The sequence below is a fragment of the Ruegeria sp. P10 genome (genome assembly GCF_056534925.1).
Window position 1 is genome coordinate 89,833 of sequence record NZ_JBQERJ010000007.1, and the last position, 13,764, is coordinate 103,596.

At 56.5% G+C, this 13,764-nt stretch carries 13 protein-coding genes; 2 read left to right on the forward strand and 11 right to left on the reverse strand.

Annotated elements, in window-relative coordinates:
* Positions 1 to 13: 13 nt before the first annotated feature.
* The 8 genes from ACR0FB_RS13085 to ACR0FB_RS13120 all read right to left on the reverse strand — a co-directional run bounded on the left by ACR0FB_RS13085 (position 14) and on the right by ACR0FB_RS13120 (position 7,086).
* The gene (locus ACR0FB_RS13085) at positions 14 to 1,003 is read right to left on the reverse strand and encodes a HupE/UreJ family protein (protein WP_480621044.1); all 990 of its coding nucleotides are present in this window, start codon (positions 1,001 to 1,003) and stop codon (positions 14 to 16) included.
* Complete coding sequence (locus ACR0FB_RS13090) at positions 1,000 to 1,830, reverse strand: peptidyl-prolyl cis-trans isomerase (RefSeq protein WP_480621042.1); 831 nt, start codon at positions 1,828 to 1,830, stop codon at positions 1,000 to 1,002. Before ACR0FB_RS13090 ends, ACR0FB_RS13085 begins: the two co-directional genes overlap by 4 nt.
* A 158-nt stretch (positions 1,831 to 1,988) precedes the next feature.
* Positions 1,989 to 3,878, reverse strand: a complete 1,890-nt coding sequence (locus ACR0FB_RS13095) for a DUF3604 domain-containing protein (RefSeq protein ID WP_480621040.1) — start codon at positions 3,876 to 3,878, stop codon at positions 1,989 to 1,991.
* A 232-nt stretch (positions 3,879 to 4,110) separates the two neighbouring features.
* Complete coding sequence (locus ACR0FB_RS13100; protein ID WP_480621038.1) at positions 4,111 to 5,259, reverse strand: energy transducer TonB family protein; 1,149 nt, start codon at positions 5,257 to 5,259, stop codon at positions 4,111 to 4,113.
* Complete coding sequence (locus ACR0FB_RS13105; protein ID WP_480621036.1) at positions 5,256 to 5,633, reverse strand: ExbD/TolR family protein; 378 nt, start codon at positions 5,631 to 5,633, stop codon at positions 5,256 to 5,258. The genes ACR0FB_RS13100 and ACR0FB_RS13105 overlap by 4 nt, the downstream gene beginning before the upstream one ends.
* 4 nt (positions 5,634 to 5,637) lie before the next feature.
* The gene (locus tag ACR0FB_RS13110) at positions 5,638 to 5,964 is read right to left on the reverse strand and encodes an ExbD/TolR family protein (protein ID WP_171636402.1); all 327 of its coding nucleotides are present in this window, start codon (positions 5,962 to 5,964) and stop codon (positions 5,638 to 5,640) included.
* Between the two features lie 31 nt (positions 5,965 to 5,995).
* Entirely contained in the window at positions 5,996 to 6,661 is a 666-nt protein-coding gene (locus tag ACR0FB_RS13115) for a MotA/TolQ/ExbB proton channel family protein (protein ID WP_171636404.1), read from the reverse strand.
* Complete coding sequence (locus ACR0FB_RS13120) at positions 6,658 to 7,086, reverse strand: hypothetical protein (protein WP_171636406.1); 429 nt, start codon at positions 7,084 to 7,086, stop codon at positions 6,658 to 6,660. Before ACR0FB_RS13120 ends, ACR0FB_RS13115 begins: the two co-directional genes overlap by 4 nt.
* A 527-nt stretch (positions 7,087 to 7,613) precedes the next feature.
* Here ACR0FB_RS13120 and ACR0FB_RS13125 point away from each other — a divergent pair.
* Complete coding sequence (locus ACR0FB_RS13125; RefSeq protein WP_480895084.1) at positions 7,614 to 8,549, forward strand: FecR family protein; 936 nt, start codon at positions 7,614 to 7,616, stop codon at positions 8,547 to 8,549.
* Positions 8,550 to 8,606: 57 nt separating this feature from the next.
* Complete coding sequence (locus tag ACR0FB_RS13130; RefSeq protein ID WP_480621032.1) at positions 8,607 to 10,838, forward strand: CHASE2 domain-containing protein; 2,232 nt, start codon at positions 8,607 to 8,609, stop codon at positions 10,836 to 10,838.
* 59 nt (positions 10,839 to 10,897) lie between these two features.
* Here the strand turns inward: ACR0FB_RS13130 and ACR0FB_RS13135 are convergent, their stop codons facing one another.
* The 3 genes from ACR0FB_RS13135 to ACR0FB_RS13145 are packed head-to-tail and all read right to left on the reverse strand — an operon-like array spanning position 10,898 to position 13,760.
* The gene (locus ACR0FB_RS13135) at positions 10,898 to 11,893 is read right to left on the reverse strand and encodes an ABC transporter ATP-binding protein (RefSeq protein ID WP_171636408.1); all 996 of its coding nucleotides are present in this window, start codon (positions 11,891 to 11,893) and stop codon (positions 10,898 to 10,900) included.
* Positions 11,890 to 12,924 carry a Gfo/Idh/MocA family protein gene (locus ACR0FB_RS13140; protein ID WP_171724574.1) on the reverse strand — a complete coding sequence of 345 codons (1,035 nt, stop codon included), beginning with the start codon at positions 12,922 to 12,924 and terminating at the stop codon, positions 11,890 to 11,892. The genes ACR0FB_RS13135 and ACR0FB_RS13140 overlap by 4 nt, the downstream gene beginning before the upstream one ends.
* Positions 12,921 to 13,760 (reverse strand): carbohydrate ABC transporter permease, encoded by an 840-nt coding sequence (locus ACR0FB_RS13145; protein ID WP_171229417.1) that lies wholly within the window; start codon positions 13,758 to 13,760, stop codon positions 12,921 to 12,923. The genes ACR0FB_RS13140 and ACR0FB_RS13145 overlap by 4 nt, the downstream gene beginning before the upstream one ends.
* Between the last annotated feature and the right edge of the window lie 4 nt (positions 13,761 to 13,764).

Here is a 13,764-nt window from a genome sequence, read left to right on the forward strand (position 1 = left end):
ACTTCGCCACGGTTCAAAAACCGCTTATGCGTTCTATCAGCCAGTACATTGACACTGAGCCGATCCCATACGCGGTCAAGACCGTGGCATGTTTGCCAACCGGAAACGCGATCAGCCGCCAGGTCGCCATCAGAAGAGCCAAGGCAGCAATAAAACTCAGCTGCCCGGCTTCGACACCGAGGTTGAAGGCCAGCAATGCCGCGGGAATATCGTTAGGGGGCAACCCGATATCAGCCAATGCCCCTGCAAAACCTAGGCCGTGCAAAAGCCCGAACCCGAAGCATACGATCCAGGGTTTCTGTTTTGAAAGCCGGAACCGTCCTTCGCCACCTTTGACGATCTCCATCGCCAGAAAAACGATGGACAGTGCGATAACGGCCTCGACCGGTGGTCCGGGAACATTCAAAACGCCCATTGTTGCCAGCGCCAAGGTTATTGAATGCGCAAGTGTGAACGCTGTTACGGCTCCGACAAGTTTCCATGGATCGCGGACCAGAACAAACAGCGCAAAGACAAACAGAAGGTGATCCCAACCTTCCAGTATGTGTTCAAATCCCAACTGGGAATATGCGGCAAACACTGACCATGTCGACTGTTCAGAAGGTATGATTTGAACATTGATATCCGGTGTAAAACGAAACGTAGTAGGTTGCGCATCCTGGGGATACACACGCGCCAGCACGTCGTTTCTCTGAGTCTCAAGGCCCTCAATGGCAATGGGTTGGCCCGCGATACCCGCCTGGCATTCGACGACCCAGGACGAAACCCACCCTCGACCGTCGGATATGGGATCCGGGCCACGCGCCGGAGTGCAGCCATCTGGCAAAACTGCGTCAATCGCCATCGGTTGGCCATTCACGTCGGGCTTTCGCCAATGAACGCTCCAGGTGTCAGAGGCAATCTGACGAATTTCCAGAAATCCCGGATCAAGCGCGTGCGCAGCAGCGAAATTTGCAGGCCACACAAACAGCAGCGCAAACAGGAAGCAGATCAAAGCTCTCATTTAGCCGGGCCTGAAAGATCGGGGGCCACAATCTCGTATTTTTCGGCCAGAGACTGATATTGCGCTTGCGCCAGATCTTCACTCATCGCGCGGCGCCAGTCCCGCAGCACCGTATTGTGAATTTCAGCAAGTGGCGGTGTTCGGCTGGGCTCGACCGCAACGACCTCGACAAGGTGGATACCGTAACCTGACCGGATCGGACCCGTCCACTGACCTGTTTCGACCTCTGTTATGCTTTGCGAAAACCCTCCTCCAAAGACCGACTCGACAACCCGCGTCGCGGACAAAGGCATTGATGCCGGCAGCAAGGTCGAACCGCCCAGATCGGAGATGTCTTGCTTGGCGCGCAGGGTGGCCAGGGCTTTCTCGATTTCGGCCTCTCCGGGCTCCTCTCCAAGAAAGGCCTGATTAAAAGCCACCATGACAGGCGTTGCATAGCGTTCCGCGTTTTCCTGAAGAAAAACCTCCAGATCTTCGTCATTCGGAACGATGGAAGTGGCAATGGCTTCGGTCAGATAATCCATTTTTTGGCTCAGCCGGGTCCTTATCAAGGGATCTCCGCGATCCAGACCAAGTTGTCTTGCCTCCCGGACCAGAACCTCTTCACGAATGGATGCGTCGACCAAAGCCTTCAGTTCCGCATCGCTTGGAGGGCGTTTCCACTGCGCTTCGAAACGAGCGGACAAAAGCGCAACGTCATCCTGGTCGAGTGTTATTTTCTCAAGATATTCAACGTTCTCGCTTTCCGGCGCTACAATATGGAACCAAACAAAAATTGCCGCTCCTATCAAAAAAAAATGGAGCAGAGGTTCTTTCAGTACTCGCATCAAGCCTCCTGCGTGAAACGTGGCCAGATTGTTTGTTCAGATGTTGGCGTCATCGGGTCGGGTTTTTGCATGATGATGCCCTCCGCGTGTTACAGTAACGCGGAGGACGCACCGAGGTAAGGTCATTAACTCGGCTTGTGTTCCAATCGCAGAACGGATCACTCTGCCGGGGTGTACCAGATCGGGGACGAATAGGCGCGTTCCTGATGCGTAAGCACTGCATCCTCGGGCAATTCGATGCCATATCTCAACTTGTCATACAGGATCCAACGCGGCGTTGGAATTTCGATGGCGCGGACGTAGTAAAATGCGCGCGCATTCGGATCGAAATCCGGGTCTGACCATACGGTGACAAGTTCGGCCGTTCCGATTGTGTTGGTCCAGCTGGCAGTATCCACGTCCACAGTGTTTCCAACCGCAGGGACTTTGCCGTTTTGATCGACCTCGCGGTTATCCGACCATGCGACGTCGTAGACCTTTTCCTGCAAGGCACCTTCAGAATCGAGCCATCCCTTTATCACTTGAACACGGTCAAGATTGGCACCAACCGGGTCGCGCAGAGCGGCGATCAGGAAGCTTGGCGCAGCCTCACCCTCGCGCGGGCGCAGGTCCGAACCCATTGGCACCCCTTTGGTATAGCCAACATTGGCCAGAAAACGGGTTTCAACATCAGCTTCACTGAAATCCCATCCGCCAAAGAACCGCAGGCCGATCCTTGGCCCGGTCGTTGCATAGGTTTCCCGGCGCTTGAACGCGTCAAAGATCGCCGCGCGTGTATTCTCAGTAGCCCAGACAGCCGTGTATCCGGAGGCGACAAGCAGGTCGCCGGGAATTTCACCAAGGTCATTGGCTATGAACGGATGCTTGATACGCGAGGCTGAGGGCTCGACGCTGACGGATTTTCCAAAGAAGTTGTCTTCTTCGGCCGTGGCCAAAGAGGTATGGCTGTCCGTCGCACCCCCCATGCCGAATTTATAGGGGTTCACGCCAAACTTTTCTTCCAGCATCAATCCGCGTTTCAATGCCTCTCGGGCGTATTCTCCGGCCAGCATGTCATCGGTTTTCAACTCGGTTATGTCCAGATTGCCGACGTCCCAGTTCTCGTAATCGGCAAATTCATCATCCGGGCTCAGGAAAGGATGCGCTTCACCGTCACCCTTGATCTGGGTGACTTCGTAATGGGGCTCCCATTTTGCGCGGGCCGCGACATATTCCTCGTCAACCTTGCCGCCGTGATAGGTGTCTTCGGTTGGGAACATCCACCCATTCGACAGGTTCCCGTTATGGGCAAAGGCAACTGCACGCCCCCCCGTTTTTTCCTGATACTCTTCAAGCCAGGCATAAAGCGCCTTTGGATCCGTATCACCGTAGGGCGGTTGCGTGACCGGCGGCACCATTTGAAGCGCCCTGATTGGCCCATCCCGCAGCATGACATTACGGTGCAAGTTGAACCCTTTCGGTACCGAGGTCCATTCAAAGCCGATGAAAGCGGTAAAAGTGCCGGGGTCATTGTGCCGCTCTGCCGCCAGAACGATGCTTTCCCAGGTAAAGGCAAATGCATCGGCACCGGGGCTGTACGATTCCAACAGGATTTCCGGCAGTGTCATTTGCGAAAAATTGGTGATGATGTCGAAAGCCGCTTTACCGGCTTCTTCCCCGCCGGCCTTGTACCCCTTGTACCACTCCAGTCCTTTGGGATCAGAAAGAACGCCCGGCTTGCCAGCCTGCAAATCCGGCGCGAACCCCATCAGGTCCGTGTGATCCGTGAGAACCATCCAATCCAATGGTCGTGACAGTCTTACAGGCTGGCCCGTTGAAGAAATGACTTGCTCACCCTTGGCGAAACGCCACGCCTCATCCGGCAGCAAGGTGTTCCCGAAAGCACCCGCATCCAGCGAAAGCCCGGTGTGAAGGTGAGTGTCCCCCCATAATGGACGTTCAGGAAATGTGCGTTGGGCGTAAGGGGAATACGGCTGATCAGAAAACAATCCCTCGGCAGCATCTTCGCTGGGTACGGCGTCGGCACCAACAACAGCGGGGACCAACATGAGTGAGATTATGCAAGCAGATTTCCGAAACAAAGTGACCTCCCAGTTCAGGAATACTTAGCTATGAGGGCGAATTTCATCGCGCCATGATTATATTCCCATTTTCTTATATCATATTCTATCGGCCAAAGGGTATTTTTAATCTCAGAGCTGCAAACCCGCGCAATCAGGGAATTCGGCGAAAGCCCTTAGGGTGATCGCTAATCGTGTTCACCTGACAAGACCCGTCGGATCATCTTATCTGATAGTAAAATGAAAGCTTCCGGCTGACGCCCCCAGGTGGGCGCGGGAAAGGTGCGGCGGTTCGAACCTGTTCTTTGGCTGCGCGCTCTATTTCCGGCGAGCCAGAGCTTTCGACGACATCAACCCAGGCCAATGAACCATCCGGGTCAATCTGAAAAAAAACACGCGCATAGCCACGACCGGCAACGTAAACGATTGGCGCCCTGTTCAGATGAACAAGAACCTGACCTGCATAGTTCGTGGTGTCTGAATTTCCCGGCCCCCGCCCGCCTGAACGTGTGCCGCCCCGGTTTTGTCGGAAGGCGTCGACACCCTCTCTTTGATACGTCGCCAGCGGTGATTCAATCGTCTGTTCCGGAAATCTCAGAGCGTCAAAGTTGCTTGACGGATCCAACGCACCTCGCAGGGTGGGTTGCGGGCGTCGGTCTGGAAGGCGAGGCCGCAATGACGTGGCTACGGCCTGTTCGGATCCGTCCACGCTGGCATCGGGTACGGTCAATTCGGCGTCTCTATCCAGAGGTTCTGACGCTTCTTCCGGTATCACAGGTTCAAGTGGGGACGTGTTTTCCGGAACAACCGGAGCCACCTCGACTGGTAACGCGGCGATCTGTTGCTGTTCCTCGGACACCGGTTCTTCGGCAGAAGAAGGCTCAACCGGAGCAACCGCCTCTTCCTTAGGCACCTCGGGTGTTTCGGCCAACGCTTCAGGCCTTGCCGACGCTGCGCCTTCGGCTTCGGCGGCTTCGCCTTCGTCCTCCAGGTTCTGGTCTACAGGGTCCACAACAACCTCATCCGGCGCCCTCGGCTGGATAATCGTTGAATCCCCGGTATCGGGCGTGAACGTCTCTTGCGGATTCGGCGAGGCCACGCGGGCATCACTTGTCGGAACTTCTGCCTCCTGCGGCTGGGTTCGCGGTTCCACCGGAGGGGTTGGTGGTTCATCCGGCGCGGGCGGTACGGGTTCGATCCTGGTATCGGCCAACTCTTCGAACGCGTTGCTGAGTTCGATTGTGTCGGTACCGGGTTCCCCGGAACCCGGATCTGACAACTCTGGCACCGTGACAATCAGGCCGATCAGATGTACCAATACGGAAATCGAAATTGCAATGATTGCAACAGAAATGGACCGCCTGATCATTCTAGGGCCTGTTCGGTCACCAGAAAAACGGTTGGCGCACCCAACCGGCGCAAACTGTTGGTGATCTCCATCAATCGAGAGGCCGACGCATTCCTGTCCGGAACGATCCGCACAGGCCCCGAGTCATGCGCGGCCATGAAAGCTTCCGCCTCGATCGGATTGCCGCGAAAGCTCAATGTCCCGTCCCGATGAAGAACAAGCGCATCCGGCGGCTCGCGTCCGTCAAGGTCCGCTGTATTCACCAGATCCAGATCGGGATCCAATGGCGGTGCAATCGTACCCGTAATCAGAAAAAAGATCAGGATCAGAAAGACGACGTTGATCAGCGGAATGGTGGAATCACGATTTCGACCGGGTCGGATGTAACGGATCATTGCCTCACTCCAACACCCTGACCGTCAAACCTTCGCGCCCACGCAATGGGACAAGCAGGTCCACAAGACGTTGCGCAGTTGTCTCCGGATCAAGGCTCACCAGCACCTGACCGGCTTGGACCTGATCGAACAATTCCTCAAGCGACAGGGGTTGACCGTTCAGGACAACACGTGTGGGGCCAAGTTGCACGAAAAGGCGTTCGGGCGGCGTTGCGTCGGCATTCCCGCCTGTGGCGGCGCTGCTCAACTCGATCTCGCTAAACCGCGAAAACGTTGAGGACAGCATGAAAAACAGCAACAGCAGAAAGATCACGTCGATAAGGGGTGTCATCGACATGCGCCGCCGCACAAAAGGCGCAGTGTTACGCATGTTCTGGGGCGACCGGGGCCTGTGCCGCTGCCTCTGTACTTTGGATGGAATGACCGGGAACCAGAACCGTACGCAAAGCCTTGTCCGCAAAAACACGCTCGCGTGCGGTTCGGCTTTCAAGCCAGGACAAAACCATCGACGTTGGCATCGCAACGGCCAGACCAACGGCCGTGGTGATCAGGGCCACCCAGATCCCGCCGGCCAAAAGAGACGGATCAACCGATGATCCAGCGGTTTGCAAGCTTTGGAAAGCACTGATCATACCCAGAACCGTACCAAAAAGACCCAGCAAAGGCGCCAGCTGCGCCACGGTGTCCAGCAAACGAAAACCACGTTCCAGCCCGGCAAGCGCCAAACCCGCTTCGGCATCCAGCCGGTCATCGGCCCCCGGAACACCAGATGCGTTCATCGCCGCGCCCACAATAGGGGCAAGATAGCTGCTGCTGTCCGCCAGCCTTGCGCGCGCGGCACTGTGATCTCCTGCGTCCCAGGCTGCCAGAGCTTCAGACAGCACCTTGTGCCGCCCGACACCGCAGGCTGCAAATTGCCAGAGTTTGTAGAGGGTGACGGCCAGCGTCAAAACCGACATGGCGATCAATATCGCCACCACCGGCCCGCCGAGGTCAAATATCTCACGTAGTGCGGCTACAGGACTCATCCCAACAACTCCATTTCCACCCTACTGCTGAGCGTGAGGGTGCTGTCGCATATGTCACTTTCGGAACCATCCACGACGCAGGAGTTCGCGCCGTTGATCAAGGCTTGTCCAACTGTGTCACATGTTCTGTTGGGAAGGTCGAACTGGCGCACCCGGGGCCGGTCGGCGGGCAAGTCACGAAAGTCGAAAAGTGAAAGGTTCAAAACACCACCTTCGGTGTCGAAAATGACGGTTTCGAACACGGCACCGTCGATCGGCTGCCCGGTTTCATTCTTGACCAGAAACGTCAACCTGCACGCGTTGGCGACATTCTCGGCCGAGTTCAGCTCCACAAAGAGCCGTGCAGCAGAATCGGATTGTGCAGGCGCTGTGGACAGCAAACAGCCAGAAAACATGGCCGCGACCATAATGCGACGAAACAGCATGAACAGACTCCGTGTTGCAGCGCTGGAACAATCGGGCAGCGACCGTCAGCTTGCCCATCTGCGTTTCTACCCGAGGGACATGTCACATTAAAGAGCCGCGAAGGGTGGCAAAGTAAAAGGGTCGTCAGCGCGTGTTGATATACGTACGTTCACGGCAAGACATACGCTGCGCAATCAGAATTTCAACTGCACACAATGCTGCTCAGCGCATCTGGACAACCAGCAAGTTGATGTCGGATCTAATTTGAAAAGTCGCACTTTTTCCAAACAGGTGCTTAAGCCGCAACAAAAGGTTCGAAACTGCGCCCGATTAAGGCTGCACAGAAGCGCCCCCAAAGCGGATTTGGAACGTCGTTTTCACTTAATTCTTGCTAAAAGCGCGAAAAATAATGCATATTTGTCTACATTTTTAATGCATATGAATAATAACATGCTTTTCGAGAGGCAAGCGTCGAGCACAGCGCGGTTTCCGTGCTTGAAAGCCCATTGGGGGAAAGGGTTCGAGTTTGTCGTTGTTAAAGATTGTAATGGTTCTTTGCGTTGTCGCGGCCATACCGTCGCAGACCATCGCCAACATCGGAAAAATTATTAGCGTCAAACAAGGCGCCCAAGTTGTTCGCGCGGGAAAAGCACAACCCATTTATTCAGGAATGGAGGTTGCGTCCGGCGACGCGCTCAGCACTGATCAGACTGGCGTAATCCAAATCGTTTTTGTGGATGACACCAAGATTGCCATCGGCCCCAACGCACGCATGGTGCTGGATGTGTCCATGCTGCGAAGTAACCGCAAAGCCAAGAGCTTTGCCGTTCAGGCCTTGGGTGGCAGTTTTCGGTTTATTTCCGGAAAAAGCCGAAAGAAAGCATACTCGATCAGGACTCCGTCGGCGACAATGGCCGTGCGCGGCACCACCTTCGACATGTGGATCGTGTCGGAAAAGCAAAGCGCGATGCTTGTCCTGCAAGGTACGGTCCGCATGTGCGGCAGTCAGGGCGCGTGCAGGTCTTCGGGGCGTCAATGCAACATGTTCGCAACAAGCGGAGACGGAGGAGTTGGACGGCCTGCCGATCAGGCGCAATACGAACAAGCGCTGAAAAGCGGGTTTCCATTCGTTCAGTCTCAGGAAGGGCTGCTGCCCCCTTTGCAGGTACGCGTTGAAGGGTGCTCAGGTGATGGAGCGCCCATACGGCGCATCGAGACAGACCGGTCGGAAGCCCGTAGAGACCCTCCTCAGCAACGTGAAGCGCAGAATACGGTCACTGGACCTTCGCCTTCCGCGAACAATGAACCGGCAAGAGAAGAACCGGACCCTGCGGAACCCGAACGCGAAGAACCTGAGCAGGAAGAGCCCGACAGAGAAGAACCGGAGCAGGAAGAACCTGAACATGAGGAACCCGAACGGGACGAACCGGAACCTGAGGAGCCCGAACGGGACGAACCAGAGCGGGAAGAAACTGATCCGTAATTGCTCGGGAATTGCTGTTTAACACGCAGTTCCAGTTCCATTTGTCTGGAGGATGGTGTGAGCGACAAGGTGCGGAAATCCAGGAACGGGCGATGGGCCTTCCGCCTCGTGGGGCTGGGGCTGATCCTTTTGGGTTGCTTCATCCGGGCGTGGGATCCGTACCCGGTTCGAATGACGCGCCTGATCTATTTCGACGTTTTGCAAAGATTATCCCCGCGGGAGTTCAATCCCGAACTCCCCGTGCGCGTCGTGGATATTGATGAAGCTTCGCTTGCCAGCTTTGGACAATGGCCCTGGCCCCGCACTTTGGTTGCGCAGTTGGTTCAAAATCTGGGTGACTACGGCGCCGCGACGATTGCGTTCGACATGCTGTTTGCCGAACCTGACCGGTATTCGCCGTCTCGCCTTCTGAATGATCCATCGCTGGCGGGCGTACTGACTGTGGAACGCCATGCCGAAAAGCTGGACAACGATGTCTTGCTTGGAATGGAAATGGCCTACTGGCCCGTGGTGCTGGGCGTGGCCGCGCGATTGTCAGCCAAAGGTGAACCCATTGCGGCCAAGGCCGGAATCATTGAATTCGGGGAAAGCCCCGCCGAGGGGCTGATCTCGGTTCCGCATTGGACGCCGATCGCGCCACCATTGGATCGGGCGGCGGCGGGTGTCGGCGGGGTCAATGTCTCGCCCATCGGTGGGACCGGCATCGTAAGACGAGCACCGGTTCTTTGGAACGGTCCGGACGGTCCGCTGCCAAGCCTTGCCGTCGAAGCACTCAGGGTCGCCCTGGGTGAGACCAGCATTTTTGTGGAAGGCGCGCCTGACGAGGCTGGCATCATGCTGGCCGTCGAAATCGCCGGATACCGTTTGCCGACAACCGAGAATGGCGAGCTTTGGCTGAAGTACCGGCGGGACAGCCCCGACCTTTACATTTCAGCCAAGGATGTTCTGGAAGGTACTGAAGACCCTGGGCTGCGATCTGAAATCGAAGGAAGAATTATCCTGATCGGAACTTCCGCTGCCGGTTTGTTCGATATTCACCAGACGGCACTTGGCGAAAGCGTCCCCGGTGTTTCGATTCACGCCCAGATGATCGAGCAGACTCTGACAGGGGAAATGCTCAGCCGGTCTGACATAACCGCAGCACAGGAACTGCTTGCCTTTGCGTTTCTGGGGCTTGTGGTGATTGCCGTCATGTCCAGCTTTGGTGCCATCGCATCCTTCATCGCCGGTGGCATAGCCGCCGCAGCCGTTCTTGCCATCAGTTGGCTGGTTTTTCAAAACCAATCCATCCTGTTCGATGCCACCTTCCCCCTGATTGGAGGCATCGCAAATTTCGGTCTGCTGGCGGGGTATCTTTTTGTTTCGACCGAGCGCGAAAAGCGCCAGATTCGAAAAGTCTTTTCGCATTACGTGGCCCCGGAAATCCTTGATGAAATGGAGAATTCGGGCCACCAGCTGCAATTGGGCGGAGAAAGTCAGGAAATCACCGTGATGTTTTCGGATATCCGGGGATTTACCGCTCTGTCCGAGTCCGCGTCGGCAACGGAACTTGTATCCTTGCTGAACGCGCTGTTTTCCAAGCTCGGAGATCAGATCCTGCATGAGCGTGGTACGATCGACAAGTTCATCGGTGACGCCATCATGGCCTTCTGGAACGCGCCTTTACCTGTTGCGGACCACCCGTGCCGCGCAGGGCTTGCTGCGCTCAGGATGCGGCGTGCCTTGGCACAGTTCAATGCATCCGAGATTATGCGGAACCGAAAGCCGATAGCGCTGGCAACCGGAGTCGCCACGGGGCAGGCCTGCGTCGGCAACATCGGATCGCAAAAACGGTTCAACTATACGGTTATTGGAGACGTCGTGAATGTTTCGGCACGGATCGAACAATGCTGTCGAACGGTCGAGTATGACATTGTCGTTTCAGACGCGGCGTATAAAGCCGGGCGAGATGACCTGGCATTTTTGCAGGCAGGCCAAGTTGACCTGAAAGGCAAAGCCAACCCAGAGCCCGTTTTTGTTTTGGTTGGAGATTCCGCTTTGCGGAAGACCGACGCGTTCCAGGAACTCGTTGCACGGCACGGTAAGTTGATTGCAGCATTGAGAACCCGAAAACCTCAGGGCGACATCGTGCGCATGTGTCAGCATTGCGAAGAACTTGCCGCAGATATCGAACCCGGATTGCGCCAGTTCTATCGCGCTTTGGCGGGTCGCGCCGCTGATTTCCGCGCGGCCTCATCATCCGGGCCGGTCATGTTCACCCGAAACACCAGAATAGCCGGTGGTGTTTAGGCGGCGCTGCATGGAAAAGTCGGCTGACTTCGGCCCCCAGAGCCCTGCGTCAGTGAGTCTCACGCGAGACGCGCGCCCTGTGCGTCGAAGCGATAGACCCTGCCCGGAGAATATCCAAATCGGATGCTCTGACCGGCTTCAACCTGATGCTGCCCGAACAGGCGCGCGGTGATCTGGTGATCCTGCATCATGGCAATCACGTTGGTGTCACCGCCCAAATGCTCGACATGGGTGACGTTTGCGACCACCGGACCGTCGTCAGACAAAAACAGGTCTTCCGGCCGGATACCCGTTGTAATGTCCGCGCTTTCGCCGATCATGCTGGCAGGAAAGAAATTCATCGACGGCGCCCCAAGAAAACCGGCCACGAACTGGTTGGCGGGATTGTTGTAAAGCTCCATCGGGCTGCCGACCTGTTCCACACACCCGTCGCGCAGAACGACGATTTTATCGGCAAGAGTCATTGCCTCGGTCTGGTCGTGGGTCACATAGATCATCGAAGCGTCAAGCTGCCGGTGCAGGTTCGCAATTTCCAACCTTGTATTCATACGCAGAGCCGCATCGAGATTGGACAGAGGCTCGTCGAACAGGAACAGCTTTGGTTCCCGGACGATGGCACGACCGATGGCGACGCGCTGGCGCTGTCCACCGGACAGTTCGGAAGGATACCGGTCAAGGTAAGGTTCGAGGTTCAGCATCTTGCTTGCCCTTTCGACACGCTCGTCGATGACCTGCCTGCTCTGGCCCTCCTGTTTCAGCGCCAATGACATGTTCTTGCGCACGTTCAAGTGGGGGTAGAGAGCGTAACTCTGGAACACCATCGCGATACCGCGTTTCGAAGGCGGGGTGAGATTCATGAGCTCTCCGCCGATGCGCACTTCGCCCGACGTCACATCCTCGAGCCCCGCGATGACACGCAAAAGGGTGGACTTGCCACACCCCGAGGGGCCGACGAAGACGACGAATTCGCCGTCTTCCACCTCGATATTGATGTCTTTCAGAACCTCGACGGTGCCGAAGGATTTGTTCACGTTTTGCAGCGTCAGGGCGGTCATGTGCGTGCCTCTTTCAGCGAAATGGGTTGGCCAGTACGGATGCTTTCATCAGCGGCCAGGCAGATGGCCAGCGATTGCACGGCGTCGTTCATGTGGCGGGTCAGATCGAAATCTTCGGCGATGGCGCGCAGCATATAGGCCTGTTCAGCGTCGCAGAGTTCCTGATGGCCGGGCTCATCCGGCATTTCGATCGTCCGGTCGCCGTCAGGGCGGTGGACCAGAAGACCGCCAACCTTGGTGTGGCCGTCAATATCCGCGGATGCGCCCTTGTTGCCATCGGTGATTGATACCGATCCGTTGGGGGACACGATATCTTTCACGAAAAAGGCAGTCTCGGACATCATCGGGCCCCAGCCAGCCTCGTACCAGCCGACCGAGCCGTCTTCGAAGATCACCTGAAATTGGCCGTAGTTATACATGTCTTCGGCAATCTCATCGCTCAGCCGCAGGCCCATGCCATGCACGCGGACGGGATCGGAATCGGTGATCTGGCACATCACATCGACGTAATGCACGCCGCAATCGACGATAGGCGATGTCGTCTGCATCAAGGCCTTGTGGGTTTCCCATTCGACCCCGCTGCTTTGCTGGTTCAGGTTCAGACGAAAGACATACGGCCCGCCGAGATCGCGCGCCTCCGAGATCAGTCGCATCCATGACGGGTGGTGCCGCAGAATATATCCGATCACCAGTTTCCGGCCGGTTTCCACTGCTTTTGCGACCACGCGTCTGGCGTCCGCAACTGTCGTGGCCAGTGGTTTTTCAACAAAGACATGCGCACCTGCTTCCATTGCGGCGCAGGCGAAGTCTGCGTGGCTGTCGGAATAGGTTGCGACGACGACCAGATCTGGGTTTGTCTCGGCCAGTGCCGCCTGAAAATCCGAATAGGCCGGATAGCCTGACAGTTCGGGGTGATCTACATGACCTGTGCGGTTGACCAGCCCCACGATCCGTGCGTCGGGGTGGCGATGATGGGCCAAGGCATGGCTCAGGCCCATGTTGCCAAGACCAGCGATCAGAACCCGGGTCATTTGACAGCTCCTGAGGTGATACCACGGATCAGCTGGCGCGAGAAGATGACGTAGAGCACCAGAACTGGCAGGATCGCCATGCTGAGCGCGGACAGAACCGCGTTCCAGTCGGTCACAAACTGGCCGATGAAGACCTGGCTGCCCAACGTCAGGGTTTTGGTCTCTTCAGCGGGTGCCAGGATCAAGGGGAACCAGAGATCGTTCCAGATCGGGATCATGTTGAACACGGCGACGGTCGCCATGGCAGGCCGGACCAGAGGCAGCACCAACCGGAAAAAGATCGTGTATTCCGAAAGCCCATCGATGCGCCCTGCATTCTTCAGGTCATCACTGACCTGGCGCATGAACTCGGACAGGATGAACACCGCCAGCGGCAAACCCTGTGCCGTGTAGACGAAGATCAGGGCCCAGAGCGTGTTCACAAGCCCTGTGGCGACCATCATCTCCAGGATCGCCACGGTGCCGATGCGGATCGGGATCATGATCCCAAGCGCCAGATACAGGCCCATCAACATGTTGCCCTTGAACCGGTATTCGCTGAGGGCAAAGGCGGCCATGGCGCCGAACAGCAGGATAAAGGCCAGTGAAACAACGGTGACGATCAGCGAGTTCTGAAAGTAGAGAAAGAAATCCCCCTGCTTCATCACCGTCTGGTAGCCGATCAAGGAAAAGCTTTCGGCATCAGGCAAGGCAAGCGGCTCGCGAAAGATGGCCCGGCGCGTTTTGAAGCTGTTGATGATGATCACGAAAACCGGGAACAGCGCGATCAGAGTGTAAAGGATCAGCGCACCATGCATTGCGGCGGTGTTCAGTGGATTGGAGCGTGCCTTGTTCATTGCA